This is a genomic window from Brevibacillus sp. JNUCC-41 (assembly GCF_014844095.1).
Taxonomy (GTDB): domain Bacteria; phylum Bacillota; class Bacilli; order Bacillales; family DSM-1321; genus Peribacillus; species Peribacillus aracenensis.
The window spans coordinates 1832850-1848113 of sequence record NZ_CP062163.1 but is presented as its reverse complement, the minus strand read 5'-3'; the positions used below and the strand labels follow the sequence as shown (position 1 = coordinate 1848113).

Genomic DNA, 15264 nt, shown 5'->3' with positions numbered 1-15264 from the left:
GAAGGTATTTCATTTTTTTAAAAGCGTTGGTTAAGTCCTCGATCTATTAGTATCAGTCAGCTCCACATGTCGCCACGCTTCCACCTCTGACCTATCAACCTGATCATCTTTCAGGGATCTTACTAGCTTGCGCCATGGGAAATCTCATCTTGAGGGGGGCTTCATGCTTAGATGCTTTCAGCACTTATCCCGTCCGCACGTAGCTACCCAGCTATGCCTTTGGCAAGACAACTGGTACACCAGCGGTGCGTCCATCCCGGTCCTCTCGTACTAAGGACAGCTCCTCTCAAATTTCCTGCGCCCGCGACGGATAGGGACCGAACTGTCTCACGACGTTCTGAACCCAGCTCGCGTACCGCTTTAATGGGCGAACAGCCCAACCCTTGGGACCGACTACAGCCCCAGGATGCGATGAGCCGACATCGAGGTGCCAAACCTCCCCGTCGATGTGGACTCTTGGGGGAGATAAGCCTGTTATCCCCGGGGTAGCTTTTATCCGTTGAGCGATGGCCCTTCCATGCGGAACCACCGGATCACTAAGCCCGACTTTCGTCCCTGCTCGACTTGTAGGTCTCGCAGTCAAGCTCCCTTGTGCCTTTACACTCTACGAATGATTTCCAACCATTCTGAGGGAACCTTTGGGCGCCTCCGTTACTCTTTAGGAGGCGACCGCCCCAGTCAAACTGCCCACCTGACACTGTCTCCCACCCCGATAAGGGGCGCGGGTTAGAATTTCAATACAGCCAGGGTAGTATCCCACCAACGCCTCCACCGAAGCTAGCGCTCCGGCTTCTCAGGCTCCTACCTATCCTGTACAAGCTGTACCAAAATTCAATATCAGGCTGCAGTAAAGCTCCACGGGGTCTTTCCGTCCTGTCGCGGGTAACCTGCATCTTCACAGGTACTATAATTTCACCGAGTCTCTCGTTGAGACAGTGCCCAGATCGTTACACCTTTCGTGCGGGTCGGAACTTACCCGACAAGGAATTTCGCTACCTTAGGACCGTTATAGTTACGGCCGCCGTTTACTGGGGCTTCGGTTCAAAGCTTCGCTTGCGCTAACCTCTCCCCTTAACCTTCCAGCACCGGGCAGGTGTCAGCCCCTATACTTCGCCTTGCGGCTTCGCAGAGACCTGTGTTTTTGCTAAACAGTCGCCTGGGCCTATTCACTGCGGCTTTTCTGGGCTATTCACCCTAAAAAGCACCCCTTCTCCCGAAGTTACGGGGTCATTTTGCCGAGTTCCTTAACGAGAGTTCTCTCGCACACCTTAGGATTCTCTCCTCGCCTACCTGTGTCGGTTTGCGGTACGGGCACCTTACATCTCACTAGAGGCTTTTCTTGGCAGCGTGGAATCAGGAACTTCGGTACTATATTTCCCTCGCCATCACAGCTCCGCCTTAATGGAAACGGGATTTGCCTCGTTTCCGGCCTAACTGCTTGGACGCGCATATCCAACAGCGCGCTTACCCTATCCTTCTGCGTCCCCCCATCGTTCAAACGATGTATAGGTGGTACAGGAATATCAACCTGTTGTCCATCGCCTACGCCTTTCGGCCTCGGCTTAGGTCCCGACTAACCCTGAGCGGACGAGCCTTCCTCAGGAAACCTTAGGCATTCGGTGGAAGGGATTCTCACCCTTCTTTCGCTACTCATACCGGCATTCTCACTTCTAAGCGCTCCACCAGTCCTTCCGGTCTGACTTCAACGCCCTTAGAACGCTCTCCTACCACTGACACCCAATGGTGTCAATCCACAGCTTCGGTGATACGTTTAGCCCCGGTACATTTTCGGCGCGGAGTCACTCGACCAGTGAGCTATTACGCACTCTTTAAATGGTGGCTGCTTCTAAGCCAACATCCTGGTTGTCTAAGCAACTCCACATCCTTTTCCACTTAACGTATACTTTGGGACCTTAGCTGGTGGTCTGGGCTGTTTCCCTTTCGACTACGGATCTTATCACTCGCAGTCTGACTCCCAAGAATAAGTATTTGGCATTCGGAGTTTGACTGAATTCGGTAACCCGTTGGGGGCCCCTAGTCCAATCAGTGCTCTACCTCCAATACTCTCATCTTGAGGCTAGCCCTAAAGCTATTTCGGAGAGAACCAGCTATCTCCAGGTTCGATTGGAATTTCTCCGCTACCCACACCTCATCCCCGCACTTTTCAACGTGCGTGGGTTCGGGCCTCCATTCAGTGTTACCTGAACTTCACCCTGGACATGGGTAGATCACCTGGTTTCGGGTCTACGACCTCATACTCATTCGCCCTATTCAGACTCGCTTTCGCTGCGGCTCCGTCTTATCAACTTAACCTCGCATGAAATCGTAACTCGCCGGTTCATTCTACAAAAGGCACGCCATTACCCATTAACGGGCTTTGACTACTTGTAGGCACACGGTTTCAGGATCTATTTCACTCCCCTTCCGGGGTGCTTTTCACCTTTCCCTCACGGTACTGGTTCACTATCGGTCACTAGGGAGTATTTAGCCTTGGGAGATGGTCCTCCCTGCTTCCGACGGGATTTCTCGTGTCCCGCCGTACTCAGGATCCACTCAGGAGGGAACGAAGTTTCAACTACAGGGTTTTTACCTTCTTCGACGGACCTTTCCAGGTCGCTTCATTTACCCCGTTCCTTTGTAACTCCATGTTGAGTGTCCTACAACCCCAAGAGGCAAGCCTCTTGGTTTGGGCTAATTCCGTTTCGCTCGCCGCTACTCAGGAAATCGCGTTTGCTTTCTCTTCCTCCGGGTACTTAGATGTTTCAGTTCCCCGGGTCTGCCTTCAGTACCCTATGTATTCAGGTAAAGATACTGTTCCATTACGAACAGTGGGTTTCCCCATTCGGAAATCTCCGGATCAAAGCTTACTTACAGCTCCCCGAAGCATATCGGTGTTAGTCCCGTCCTTCATCGGCTCCTAGTGCCAAGGCATCCACCGTGCGCCCTTTCTAACTTAACCGTTAAAAAAGATCTTACAGATGCTTTGAAAAAAATCAATTGCCTTCTATCTATTATCTAGTTTTCAAGGAACAAGCTGTCCCAATCACAACGTGATTGTTTCATTGGTGGAGCCTAGCGGGATCGAACCGCTGACCTCCTGCGTGCAAGGCAGGCGCTCTCCCAGCTGAGCTAAGGCCCCGTTTGGGAAAATGGAATGGTGGGCCTAAATGGACTCGAACCATCGACCTCACGCTTATCAGGCGTGCGCTCTAACCAGCTGAGCTATAGGCCCATTCACATAAATAATAAGCTTCTGCTTCCCAAGCTTATCGCGGGATTGCTATTTAATTGAATGAATCACTCATTCAAAACTGAACAAAACAAAAGCGCCTCGTAATTATCCTTAGAAAGGAGGTGATCCAGCCGCACCTTCCGATACGGCTACCTTGTTACGACTTCACCCCAATCATCTGTCCCACCTTAGGCGGCTGGCTCCATAAAGGTTACCTCACCGACTTCGGGTGTTACAAACTCTCGTGGTGTGACGGGCGGTGTGTACAAGGCCCGGGAACGTATTCACCGCGGCATGCTGATCCGCGATTACTAGCGATTCCGGCTTCATGCAGGCGAGTTGCAGCCTGCAATCCGAACTGAGAATGGCTTTATGGGATTCGCTTACCTTCGCAGGTTTGCAGCCCTTTGTACCATCCATTGTAGCACGTGTGTAGCCCAGGTCATAAGGGGCATGATGATTTGACGTCATCCCCACCTTCCTCCGGTTTGTCACCGGCAGTCACCTTAGAGTGCCCAACTGAATGCTGGCAACTAAGATCAAGGGTTGCGCTCGTTGCGGGACTTAACCCAACATCTCACGACACGAGCTGACGACAACCATGCACCACCTGTCACTCTGTCCCCCGAAGGGGAAAGCCCTATCTCTAGGGTTGTCAGAGGATGTCAAGACCTGGTAAGGTTCTTCGCGTTGCTTCGAATTAAACCACATGCTCCACCGCTTGTGCGGGCCCCCGTCAATTCCTTTGAGTTTCAGCCTTGCGGCCGTACTCCCCAGGCGGAGTGCTTAATGCGTTAGCTGCAGCACTAAAGGGCGGAAACCCTCTAACACTTAGCACTCATCGTTTACGGCGTGGACTACCAGGGTATCTAATCCTGTTTGCTCCCCACGCTTTCGCGCCTCAGTGTCAGTTACAGACCAGAAAGTCGCCTTCGCCACTGGTGTTCCTCCAAATCTCTACGCATTTCACCGCTACACTTGGAATTCCACTTTCCTCTTCTGCACTCAAGTTCCCCAGTTTCCAATGACCCTCCACGGTTGAGCCGTGGGCTTTCACATCAGACTTAAGGAACCACCTGCGCGCGCTTTACGCCCAATAATTCCGGACAACGCTTGCCACCTACGTATTACCGCGGCTGCTGGCACGTAGTTAGCCGTGGCTTTCTGGTTAGGTACCGTCAAGGTACCAGCAGTTACTCTGGTACTTGTTCTTCCCTAACAACAGAACTTTACGACCCGAAGGCCTTCTTCGTTCACGCGGCGTTGCTCCGTCAGACTTTCGTCCATTGCGGAAGATTCCCTACTGCTGCCTCCCGTAGGAGTCTGGGCCGTGTCTCAGTCCCAGTGTGGCCGATCACCCTCTCAGGTCGGCTACGCATCGTCGCCTTGGTGAGCCATTACCTCACCAACTAGCTAATGCGCCGCGGGCCCATCTATAAGTGACAGCGTAAACCGTCTTTCCATCTTCTCTCATGCGAGAAAAGAACGTATCCGGTATTAGCTCCGGTTTCCCGAAGTTATCCCAGTCTTATAGGCAGGTTGCCCACGTGTTACTCACCCGTCCGCCGCTAATCTCAGGGAGCAAGCTCCCGTCGATTCGCTCGACTTGCATGTATTAGGCACGCCGCCAGCGTTCGTCCTGAGCCAGGATCAAACTCTCCGAAGAAATGTTTGACTTGCTCATTTGCTTTTTTAATAGTGTGTGCTCACTTAAAATTTAACGTTGGCGCTTTGTTTTGTTCAGTTTTCAAAGAGCGATTTTATTGTCGTTACTTCGTAAGCGACTTTATAATCTTATCACTCACCCAATCTAATGTCAACAATTATTTCAAATTGTTTTTCGATTGAGCAATTGATGATGTCGTTATTGGCGACTCCTAATATATTATCAGGTTAAAGAGTTATCGTCAATGGTTTAATTTGTTTTTTTAAAAAAAACTATAGCATGATGAAAACCCCAAGGAGATATCCCTTGGGGTTTTCATCAGAATGACTTCGACGCAATATCCTTTAAATGATCCAATAACCAATGGCCGCCAAAGCGGCAACTCCCGGTATCCCAAGCAGGCCGGCGACTGCCGAGGTAACAGGGTTGATGGGTACATGAATGCCAGCTTGATTCCCAAGTGTATTCAAAAAGAACAAAAATGCTGCACCGATAATGACCTTTATAATCCCCTGCCCTATAAACCGGACAGGCCTTAATGGCGCCCCGATAATGAGGAGCATTACAATCAGGCCGCCAATTACGGCAACAAAGACAACTGGTTCCAAACTCATTCCTCCCCGCAAGCTTGTACTACACTTATATGAAGAAATCGATGGATTAAGAACCGAAAAAAATGGCCATGAGGATCAGCAATCCTTCACAGCCATTTCCTTATCATCTTTTTAAGCGGACATTCCTTCTTTTAACTTCCCTGAATAAGTAGAAATATTTCACTTCCGCCAGTCTCGTTTGGGCGATTACTTCCTCAGATGGATCAACGCTTTTTTCGAGTAATGATTTTTGATTATGCCAATTCCATTTCAAATGTTCAAGCTCTTCGATTAATGAATCATTGAATTCATTCCGAAGTTTCTTTTTTTTACGAAAGAACAAGTGAAGTCCTCCCAGCTATCTTATATTTCTCTTCTTCCTTCTATTGCTTTTGATAGCGTCACTTCATCCGCATACTCCAAATCTCCGCCAACAGGAAGTCCGTGGGCAATTCGGGTCACTTTGATGCCTGATGGTCTAAGCAACCGCGAAATATACATGGCTGTCGCTTCACCTTCAATGTTAGGATTAGTAGCCAAAATTACCTCCAGCACCGTTTCATCTTGCAGGCGCTTTAATAAATCAGGAATATTTATATCTTCTGGACCGATTCCGTCCATCGGGGAAATACTGCCATGCAGTACATGGTATAAACCATTGAACTCTCTCATCTTTTCCATAGCTATTACATCTTTAGGGTCCTGAACCACACAAATCAAACTTCTGTCCCTCTTTTGATCTTCGCAGATATAACAGGGATCTTGATCTGTAATATGACCACAGACTGAGCAATACATAAGATTCCGCTTAGCATTAACAAGTGCTTTTGCAAAATCCAAAACAGTATCTTCCTTCATGCTTAATACATGAAAGGCTAATCGAGCAGCCGTTTTAGGACCAATCCCCGGCAATTTCATAAAACTGTCAATGAGCTTGGAAATTGGTTCTGGATAATGCATCGAATTCCTCCTAAAAATTTCAAAAGAAACCCCCTGAATGGAAGTTTCTTTTGAACTTGCTTAAAACATACCCGGAAGGTTCATTCCCTTAGTGAATTGTCCCATCGTTTGGTTTGTCAGTTCTTCCGCCTTTTTCAAAGCATCGTTAGTCGCAGCCAGGACTAAATCCTGAAGCATATCGATATCATCCGGATCGACCACTTCCGGTTTGATGACTACATCGACTATTTCTTTATGTCCAGTCACGATGACCGTCACCATTCCGCCGCCAGCGGTTCCTTCAACCTTTTTTTCACCTAATTCTTCCTGTGCCTCTGCCATCTTCTTTTGCATCTTTTGCATTTGTTTCATCATGTTCTGCATATTACCGCCGCGCATACCCATTCTTCTTACCTCCAATTATTCTTTAATTTCAAGTAAATCATCGCCGACTAATTTTCTAGCCTCTGCTATAAAGGGGTCTTCTTCTTTTGATTCCGTTTCTTCTGGACCGTCGAACTGCTGTGTCGATATGAAATCCTCCCGCAACCTTTGCCACTGGCTCTCCGGAACTCCAGCTATCTCCATTCGGTGTCCGGTCAATTGCTGCATGATCGAGGCTATCACTTCCACGAAACGGTTATTTTCCATTGCCATTTGACAATGAATATCATATTTGAATTTTACCACAAAAGCTTCAGTAGACGCAGCAACAGGTTCTGCCTCCGTTAATAAAGCTGCCAATGATTTTTGGTTTTGCTGACCTAACTGTTCAAGCAATTCCCCCCACTTACTTTTTACAGCATTAAGATCTGGCTTCGTAGCTTGTTTCAAAACTTGATTGATCTTTCCTGCAGGTGCTTTATACGCTTTTTTAACGGCCCTTTGCGCCTTAGCCTGCTCTGCAGGTTTTTCCGTCATGGCTGCCGGGATTCCGTTTTTCTGCATTTCAAGTAATTTCTTCTCTAAATCTTCTATCTTCTGCAGCAGCTGTTGAAGCTGCCCGTTATCACTTTGATTTGGCCTTTGCTCATTACATAACTTCACAAGTGCCACTTCAAGGAAAATCCTTGGATGATTTGTCCATTTCATATCCTGCTGTGTTTGATTGAAGCTTTCAATAATGGAGTAAATCGATTCAGAAGAGATGACTTCTGCCAATTCCTTAAATTGGGGATCTATTAAAACACGCTCGAAGGATTCTGCCAGTGCCGGTGCCGTTTGATACAAAAGCATGTCACGGAAATAATAAATCATGTCTTCTATGAACCTAGCCGGGTCTTTTCCCATGGCCAACAATTCTTCAAGGACTTCAAGTGCCACCGCTACTTCTTTATCATATATGGCTTTTGCCAGCCGGCTTAAAAATGCCTGTGACACAGAGCCGGTGACAGTCAATGCATCTTCCACAGTAACCGTCTCCGAGCTGAAGGATATCGCTTGATCAAGAAGGCTTAGTGCATCTCGCATCCCGCCTTCGGCTGCCCTCGCAATGATATGCAGGGCTTGTTCATCACATGAAACACCTGTTTCTTCAATGATTTGTGACATCCTGCCAACTATATCTTGAGGCTGGATCCTTTTAAAATCAAACCTTTGGCAACGGGAAATGATCGTTAGTGGAATCTTATGAGGTTCAGTCGTCGCCAATATAAAAATCACGTGCTTCGGAGGTTCTTCCAATGTCTTTAAAAGCGCATTGAAAGCCCCTTGTGAAAGCATATGTACCTCATCGATGATATAAACTTTATATGTAACCGCGTTAGGAGCATATTTAACCTTATCACGAATGTCACGGATTTCCTCGACACCATTATTGGATGCTGCATCAATTTCTATAACATCTGATATGGAACCATCGGTGATTCCGCGGCAGGTAGCACATTCGTTACAGGGCTCACTTATCGGGGCATGCTCACAATTCACTGCTTTTGCTAGAATTTTGGCAGCACTTGTTTTCCCTGTTCCACGTGGACCGGAAAATAAATAGGCATGCGAAACTTTCTGCCCGACCAAGGCATTCTGCAACGTTTTCGTTACATGTTCCTGCCCGACTACATCAATGAATTGTTGTGGCCGCCACACCCGGTATAATGCTTGATACCCCACGGAAATCCCTCCTTCTTTTCTCCATCTTGTTTATTATACATTACTGATTTCCTTAATTTCAAAGTCTAAAAAGAAATTTCATCATTGCCTCATTTTTTCAAGAGTACCAAGCACTTTACCTTCTTGGCATAAAAAAAAACCCACCCGATACGAATGAGTTTTTTGTTTATGTAAATTAACTGCCGTGCACCTTCTGTCGATTAGCAACCATAAGCGTTACTTAAGCAGTTAGCTCGACCCAGGCAACCCTGCGGCACATGAGAACTTCCACTTAATGCTGCTTCCTTCCGGACCTGACATGGTTCATGGAGTCCCATTGCGCAGGACCCGGGCGTCAACACCACTTACTTAAGGCAGGCCCTACAGAATGCTAACCTCGAGAAGGGATTCAACCTCGCTAGAGCGGATTGCGAGTACAGGGCACCGCTACCTCCCCGTCTAGCACGGCAAAAGTAATACCAATTTCACAGCGTCATGACGACGCATAATTCATTATACTAAGGTAACAAAAAAAACGCAAGTGTTGTTCATGAACAGTTTGATTCCAAATTTATCAAACGAAGCAAACCTTTTTTTTCAACATTCGTTTTTCCCTATTTATTTTCTTCGGCAATCTTGAGTGCTTGCTCTCTTTTCAAAGTTTTCTTTCTATCCCTAAGCTCTTTAAAAAAAGAAGTCAATATCCAGCCGCACTCTTCGCCTAATACACCGCTTGTTACATCACATTGATGGTTAAAACGTTCATCTTGAAGTAGATCCATGAATGTCCCCGCACAGCCAGCCTTTGGATCATGCGCTCCAAAAACAACCCTTTTCACCCTAGATTGCAAGATGGCCCCAGCACACATGGGACAGGGTTCCAGCGTCACATATAATGTCGCATCTTCAAGGCGCCAACTGCCAAGTTCCTTGCAAGCCTCATTGATCGCAAGCAGCTCCGCATGTGCCGTCGCATTCTGTTCCGTTTCCCTCAGGTTATGCCCTGTCGAAATAACTTGATCATCTATTACGATTAAAGCGCCAATCGGCACTTCTTTCAACATCTGCGCCTTTTCTGCTTCCTTTAAAGCTAAATTCATGTAATAAACATCATCCTTCATAAAAAAACCCCCTCATATAAAGTAGGAGTAAACAGACAAATATAAGACAAAAATAAAGGTCATACTACTTGTTCTAATGAATAGTAACGCATGCGGCCTAATTGCTGCAAGTAAATTCTCACAATATAGGAGGATATACCATGAATCGACCTGAATCACCTTCTTTTGCATTGCTTATCATTGATATGATCAATGATTTTGATTTCAAATACGGGAATATGCTCCTTGAACATACGAAACTTATCGTCGATCCGATTTTGAAATTAAAAAAGCAAATGAAAGAAAAAGGTTTTCCAATCATTTATATCAACGACCATTATGATTTATGGCAGGCTGACTTCGATAAAATTATTGATAAATGTAAAAATGAAGGAAATGCCTCATTAATCGAAAGGATAAAACCTCAACAGGACGAATTCTTTCTCATCAAGCCCAAACATTCTGCATTTTATGGGACGGCACTCCATACACTACTTAAACGTTTAAACGTGGAAACACTGATCATTACCGGCATAGCTGGCAACATCTGCGTGCTATTCACGGCCAATGACGCCTATATGAGGGAATATAAATTATGGATTCCGAAGGATTGCATCGCTTCTGCATCAAAGGAAGATAATCATTACGCATTAAAGATGATGAACCATGTTCTCAAGGCATCCATAAAAGATGGTGAAGACTTTTAAGCACAATCGAATAAGGGACTAACCTCATACCACCTCCAATAAACAATCTTTCATTCTCTTTCTTTATCAACCTGACAAAAATATCACTAAAGTCCCAAGTCTGTGATACAATATCTCTTGGCGAAAAACCTAATAACCGGGAATTTCAGCTTGATACCTCATGAAGGAGGACAGATTGGATGAAATCCACCCCATTTATCACCGTCGAAGGTCCAATCGGCGTGGGAAAAACATCACTTGCAAAAGTTATCGCAGATCATTTTCAAATTTCATTATTGAAGGAAATTGTAGATGAAAATCCATTTCTCGGGAAATTCTATAAAGATATTGATGAGTGGAGCTTTCAAACAGAAATGTTTTTTCTGTGTAACCGGTATAAACAATTGGAAGATATCGAAAAAAAGTATCTTACTAATAACCAAGCCGTGGTGGCTGATTACCATATATTCAAGAACTTGATATTTGCTGAACGAACGTTAAAGAACGGACAATACAATAAGTACCTTGAAATATTCAATATTTTAACACGTGATATGCCTAAACCTAATATGGTGATTTATTTAAATGCAAGTCTTGATACTCTTATCTCCCGAATCGGCAAAAGAGGTCGTGAATTCGAAAAAAATATATCCTCCATTTATTTAGAGCAGTTATCCGCGGATTATCGAACGTTCATGGAAGCATTTGAGAAACAGCACCCTGACATACCTGTTCTTACATTCAACGGAGATGAGCTGGATTTTGTCGGGAACAAGGATGATTTGAAAACGATAATCAGCCAAATAGAGAATGCCCTGCACAAAGGAGTCAAGTCAAATGAACTTACGAAAGAAATATAATATTCCAAACAACGCTGTCATTACGATAGCAGGGACGGTTGGCGTAGGAAAATCGACCATGACCAATGCTTTAGCCGATGCCCTTCAATTCAGGACATCCTTTGAAAAGGTTGATACGAACCCCTATCTGGATAAGTTTTACGATGATTTTAATCGTTGGAGTTTCCACCTGCAAATCTATTTCCTCGCTGAACGTTTTAAAGAGCAAAAAAAGATCTTCGAATATGGCGGCGGTTTTATCCAAGACCGTTCCATTTATGAAGACACCGGGATATTTGCAAAAATGCATTATGAAAAAGGCACGATGAATGATGTGGACTACGAAACTTATACAAGCCTTTTCAACGCCATGGTAATGACGCCATACTTCCCGCACCCTGATTTACTTATCTATCTCGAAGGTTCGCTGGATGATATCCTCGACCGGATCCAAGAGCGCGGCCGTCCAATGGAACAGCATACCCCAATTGAATATTGGCAGGAAATGCACGGCCGTTACGAAGAATGGATCGATCAATTCAACGCCTGCCCTGTCCTTCGGTTAAATATAAACGAATATGACCTTATGCAGGATGAAGCAAGCATCGAACCTCTTATAAAACGGATTGCCGAATATATGGAGCAAACCAAGTTATTGCGAAATGTGTAAAACAGAAAAACCACCGGTTATCCGGTGGTTTTTTAATATATTAGAAAACAAAAATTCCGTTACATATCTGTAACGGAATTTATCGATATCCAATTTATGCGCTGTGGTTATTAATAAGTTATGGAGGAGGTAGAGGGATTCGAACCCCCGCGGGATTTGACTCCCCTGTCGGTTTTCAAGACCGATCCCTTCAGCCGGACTTGGGTATACCTCCGTATCAACATTTATTATATTACATGGAATTAAAATTAAAGTCAAGCCCTCTATAAAGTTTTTTTAAAATAATTTCAAACTTAGATAAAAGGGAGAATCAGCCTCTTTAATCAGAAGCTGATTCCTTTTAACTTACGGTTTAATGACTTCCACACCGCGCATATATGGACGTAATACTTCAGGAATGATAACACTGCCATCTTCCTGCTGAAAATTTTCCAAAAGTGCAGCGACTGTACGGCCGATTGCCAGACCTGACCCATTTAGAGTATGGACATGTTCCGGTTTGCCTTTTGCATCACGTCTGAAGCGGATATTGGCCCGTCTAGCCTGGAATGCTTCAAAGTTACTGCAAGAAGAAATTTCTCGGTACGTCCCATAACTCGGGATCCAAACCTCGATATCATACTTTTTAGCAGCAGTGAATCCAAGATCTCCCGTACACATGCTCAGCACTCGGTATGGGAGGCCTAGCAATTGAAGGACCTTTTCGGCATGACCTGTGAGATTTTCCAATTCTGCATAAGAATCTTCCGGCTTCACGAACTTCACTAATTCAACTTTATTGAATTGGTGCTGACGAATTAACCCGCGGGTATCACGACCAGCAGATCCTGCCTCTGAACGGAATGAAGCGCTGTATGCCGCATAGCTTATCGGCAGATCGTCCGTGCTCATGATTTCATCACGATGGAAGTTTGTCACCGGGACTTCGGCTGTAGGAATCAAGAAGTAATCATCACTTTCGATACGGAAAGCATCCTCTTCGAATTTTGGCAATTGACCTGTTCCCGTCATGCTTGCACGGTTCACCATATATGGCGGCAGCATTTCTTCATATCCGTGTTCCTCAACATGAAGGTCCAACATAAAGCTAATTAAAGCACGCTCTAATCGAGCACCAAGACCCCTATAAAATACAAATCGGCTTCCGGTCACTTTTGCTGCCCGTTCAAAATCCAGGATGCCTAGATCTCCAGCTACATCCCAGTGTGGTTTCGGTTCAAACTTGAATTCCGGTAACTCTCCCCATTTACGGATTTCGACATTATCGTCTTCCGTCTCACCAACAGGCACACTTTCATGCGGAATATTCGGAATGGAAAGAAGTAATGTTTCTAACTGGGCTTCCACTTCACGAAGTTCATCATCGAACCCTTTGATACGGTCACCAACTTCACGCATTTCGGCAATCAACTGATCTGCGTCCTTTTTTTCCCGTTTCAATACGGCCACTTGCTGTGAAACTTCGTTTCTTTGGCTTTTCAGCTTTTCCGTATCAGCAATCAAAGTCCGACGCTTTACATCCAGTTCCTCGAATTTACCTAAATCGGTCAAATCTTCTCCTCTAAATTGCAATACACGCTTCACTTCTTCAAAATTATTCCTTACATATTTCAAATCCAACATTTTCAGTTCCTCCTTAATAGTTCGTTGATTTATCAAAGAACGCAAAAAACTCCCGTCCCCTGAAGAAGGGACGAGAGTTAACCCGCGTTGCCACCCTAGTTGAAGGCGTATGAAAAACGCCTACCACTTATCTCGATAACGGCTTTTAACCGAAAGTATTTACTGACCCGAAAGGCTTTCCATACTCTGCTCCAGGAGGGATTCACAAAACTCTCACACCGATTTCCACCAGCCATCGGCTCTCTATAGAAAGAAGTACTTGTTACTATATCCTGTCATTGCTTTCTTATATAATCAGATTGTTTTCCATAATGTACTATAATTTTATACATTACGCAACCGTTTTATACGCGAAACTTAAAACCAGCCTTTAACAGTAGAAGCTACACTGCTCCATACGTCACCAAAGAATCCGCCAACCGCTCGCATTGATAATACGAACCAGTTTGCCTTTTCAACAGATTCAGCAGCTACGACGTTCACCTTAACCGGATCGCCGTTAATGTACCCGTAATCTTCTCCTTTTTTAGGAGTGACTGTGATGTAACCTAGCTTTTCACCTTTTTTGATTGGTGCAGTAAGCTTGCCATCATCATTCAATTTCTTTTTATCGATCACTAAATCTGTTTTATAGTTATCTTTCTCACCATTTTCAACAAGTAGCTCGATTGCCTTTTCAGATTGAATCTTAACGTTTTTTTCCTTACCTTTTACTACTGAAAGTGTTTCTTTCCCTTTCACCTGGTAATTGGCTGGAAGGACTTTTTCCTTTTTAAAGGTTGCATAAGCATAGTTCATAAGCTTAGTGCTATCTGCAAAACGTTCGTTTTTATTAGTGGACTTCATAACCACCGTGATATAGCGCTGACCGTCTCGGATAACCGTCCCTGTATGTCCATAACCGGCAAAGTCAGTAGAACCCGTTTTTAGTCCATCTACGCCTTTATATTCAAATATCAGACCTGGCAACATCCAGTTGAAGTTCGGATATTCTTTTCCATCGCGGAACTTCAATTTAGGAATGCTGGCGATCTTTAACACTTCCGGATAATCGTTTATTAAACGATAAGCAAGAAGGGCAGTATCTTTTGCTGTCATGATATTTTCATCATCTTCATTACCGGAAGGATACTGTCCTAATAAATCGGAGTTGTTCAAACCGCTGGCATTAACGAATTTATGGTGTTTCAAACCTAATTCCTTTGCTTTTTCGTTCATTAACTTAACGAAGCTCTTTTCACTTCCGGAAACCAACTGTGCTAAAGCTACTGTTGCCGCATTTCCGGAATAGACGGCCATAGCTTGATATAGTTCCTTAACTGTATAATCTTCACCTTCTGTTAACCCAACATTCGACAAATTGGGTGCTTTTGAAAGGTCATGTACGTATTTATTTATTTTAACTTTTTGATCCCAACTGATTTTCCCATTTTCGATTGACTCCATTATGATGTACTCGGTCATCATTTTAGACATGGATGCAATCCCTAATACTTTATCGGCATTTTTTTCATACACGATTTGTCCTGTTACACCATCAATGACGATGGCTGCCTCTGCTTTTAAACCTAAATTATCAGATTCAGCAACAGCTTCCCCCGGTTGATAGGCAAATTGCGACATAACAAGAACTAAAACAAAAGTGAAAATGAGGGTCATCTTGCTGATTTTTTTCAATTTCCAATACCTCCAACTTTTAAGCTAATCTCTATAACATAGAAGAAACTTTATGTAATTCCCTTGACACCTTGTCTAGTTTATCACAGAAAAAATAAAAAAAATAGACAGAGTAATCGCAGACTCTGTCTATTTTAATAATAAATTTTAA

At 44.6% G+C, this 15264-nt stretch carries 11 protein-coding genes, 3 tRNA genes, 2 rRNA genes, 1 other RNA gene and 1 other annotated feature; of the genes, 3 read left to right on the top strand and 14 right to left on the bottom strand.

Going from position 1 to position 15264, the window contains the following annotated elements:
* Window positions 1–26 precede the first annotated feature (26 nt).
* From JNUCC41_RS09120 to tadA, 11 genes are all read right to left on the bottom strand, one after another.
* Window positions 27–2959 (bottom strand): 23S ribosomal RNA (locus JNUCC41_RS09120).
* 104 nt (window positions 2960–3063) lie between these two features.
* Window positions 3064–3139: transfer RNA gene (locus tag JNUCC41_RS09115), tRNA-Ala, on the bottom strand.
* Between the two features lie 16 nt (window positions 3140–3155).
* Window positions 3156–3232, bottom strand: a tRNA-Ile gene (locus JNUCC41_RS09110).
* Between the two features lie 115 nt (window positions 3233–3347).
* Window positions 3348–4898, bottom strand: a 16S ribosomal RNA gene (locus JNUCC41_RS09105).
* Together the 16S and 23S rRNA genes with 2 tRNA genes alongside form the textbook arrangement of a ribosomal RNA operon.
* Window positions 4899–5242: 344 nt before the next feature.
* Window positions 5243–5512 (bottom strand): pro-sigmaK processing inhibitor BofA family protein, encoded by a 270-nt coding sequence (locus tag JNUCC41_RS09100; protein ID WP_370662507.1) that lies wholly within the window; start codon window positions 5510–5512, stop codon window positions 5243–5245.
* A gap of 103 nt (window positions 5513–5615) precedes the next feature.
* A complete protein-coding gene (locus tag JNUCC41_RS09095) occupies window positions 5616–5834 on the bottom strand; it encodes a YaaL family protein (RefSeq protein WP_063236519.1) in 219 nt (72 codons plus the stop codon).
* Window positions 5835–5854: 20 nt separating this feature from the next.
* Window positions 5855–6451 (bottom strand): recombination mediator RecR, encoded by a 597-nt coding sequence (gene recR / locus JNUCC41_RS09090; RefSeq protein WP_034316264.1) that lies wholly within the window; start codon window positions 6449–6451, stop codon window positions 5855–5857.
* Window positions 6452–6511: 60 nt separating this feature from the next.
* Window positions 6512–6829: a YbaB/EbfC family nucleoid-associated protein gene (locus JNUCC41_RS09085; protein WP_076373267.1), complete on the bottom strand. Its 318-nt coding sequence runs from the start codon at window positions 6827–6829 to the stop codon at window positions 6512–6514.
* A gap of 21 nt (window positions 6830–6850) precedes the next feature.
* A complete protein-coding gene (gene dnaX / locus JNUCC41_RS09080) occupies window positions 6851–8539 on the bottom strand; it encodes a DNA polymerase III subunit gamma/tau (protein WP_192207386.1) in 1689 nt (562 codons plus the stop codon).
* Window positions 8540–8721: 182 nt separating this feature from the next.
* Window positions 8722–8986: signal recognition particle sRNA large type (ffs, locus tag JNUCC41_RS09075), an RNA gene on the bottom strand.
* A 146-nt stretch (window positions 8987–9132) separates the two neighbouring features.
* A complete protein-coding gene (gene tadA / locus JNUCC41_RS09070) occupies window positions 9133–9639 on the bottom strand; it encodes a tRNA adenosine(34) deaminase TadA (protein WP_192207385.1) in 507 nt (168 codons plus the stop codon).
* Window positions 9640–9779: 140 nt separating this feature from the next.
* Between tadA and JNUCC41_RS09065 the strand changes: the two genes are divergently transcribed.
* The 3 genes from JNUCC41_RS09065 to JNUCC41_RS09055 all read left to right on the top strand — a co-directional run bounded on the left by JNUCC41_RS09065 (window position 9780) and on the right by JNUCC41_RS09055 (window position 11813).
* A complete protein-coding gene (locus JNUCC41_RS09065) occupies window positions 9780–10325 on the top strand; it encodes a cysteine hydrolase family protein (RefSeq protein ID WP_192207384.1) in 546 nt (181 codons plus the stop codon).
* Window positions 10326–10504: 179 nt separating this feature from the next.
* Window positions 10505–11164 carry a deoxynucleoside kinase gene (locus tag JNUCC41_RS09060; RefSeq protein ID WP_141994800.1) on the top strand — a complete coding sequence of 220 codons (660 nt, stop codon included), beginning with the start codon at window positions 10505–10507 and terminating at the stop codon, window positions 11162–11164.
* Window positions 11142–11813, top strand: coding sequence for a deoxynucleoside kinase (locus JNUCC41_RS09055; protein ID WP_076373259.1), 672 nt, complete (start codon window positions 11142–11144; stop codon window positions 11811–11813). Before JNUCC41_RS09060 ends, JNUCC41_RS09055 begins: the two co-directional genes overlap by 23 nt.
* A gap of 121 nt (window positions 11814–11934) precedes the next feature.
* Here JNUCC41_RS09055 and JNUCC41_RS09050 read toward each other — a convergent pair.
* The 3 genes from JNUCC41_RS09050 to JNUCC41_RS09040 form a co-directional block, all read right to left on the bottom strand.
* Window positions 11935–12027, bottom strand: a tRNA-Ser gene (locus tag JNUCC41_RS09050).
* A 131-nt stretch (window positions 12028–12158) separates the two neighbouring features.
* Window positions 12159–13436 (bottom strand): serine--tRNA ligase, encoded by a 1278-nt coding sequence (gene serS / locus JNUCC41_RS09045; RefSeq protein WP_192207383.1) that lies wholly within the window; start codon window positions 13434–13436, stop codon window positions 12159–12161.
* Window positions 13437–13499: 63 nt separating this feature from the next.
* Window positions 13500–13724 (bottom strand) — a binding site (T-box leader).
* A 69-nt stretch (window positions 13725–13793) separates the two neighbouring features.
* On the bottom strand, window positions 13794–15113 hold the full coding sequence (locus JNUCC41_RS09040) for a D-alanyl-D-alanine carboxypeptidase family protein (RefSeq protein ID WP_228467585.1): 1320 nt from the start codon (window positions 15111–15113) through the stop codon (window positions 13794–13796).
* Window positions 15114–15264 lie beyond the last annotated feature (151 nt).

What these genes read in the sequence shown, in the direction of transcription:
- tadA (WP_192207385.1), bottom strand. Translation starts at nt 9,639, where the DNA reads ATGAAGGATGATGTTTATTACATGAATTTAGCTTTAAAGGAAGCAGAA.
- recR (WP_034316264.1), bottom strand. Translation starts at nt 6,451, where the DNA reads ATGCATTATCCAGAACCAATTTCCAAGCTCATTGACAGTTTTATGAAA.
- serS (WP_192207383.1), bottom strand. Translation starts at nt 13,436, where the DNA reads ATGTTGGATTTGAAATATGTAAGGAATAATTTTGAAGAAGTGAAGCGT.
- JNUCC41_RS09085 (WP_076373267.1), bottom strand. Translation starts at nt 6,829, where the DNA reads ATGCGCGGCGGTAATATGCAGAACATGATGAAACAAATGCAAAAGATG.
- JNUCC41_RS09055 (WP_076373259.1), top strand. Translation starts at nt 11,142, where the DNA reads ATGAACTTACGAAAGAAATATAATATTCCAAACAACGCTGTCATTACG.
- JNUCC41_RS09065 (WP_192207384.1), top strand. Translation starts at nt 9,780, where the DNA reads ATGAATCGACCTGAATCACCTTCTTTTGCATTGCTTATCATTGATATG.
- JNUCC41_RS09100 (WP_370662507.1), bottom strand. Translation starts at nt 5,512, where the DNA reads ATGAGTTTGGAACCAGTTGTCTTTGTTGCCGTAATTGGCGGCCTGATT.
- JNUCC41_RS09060 (WP_141994800.1), top strand. Translation starts at nt 10,505, where the DNA reads ATGAAATCCACCCCATTTATCACCGTCGAAGGTCCAATCGGCGTGGGA.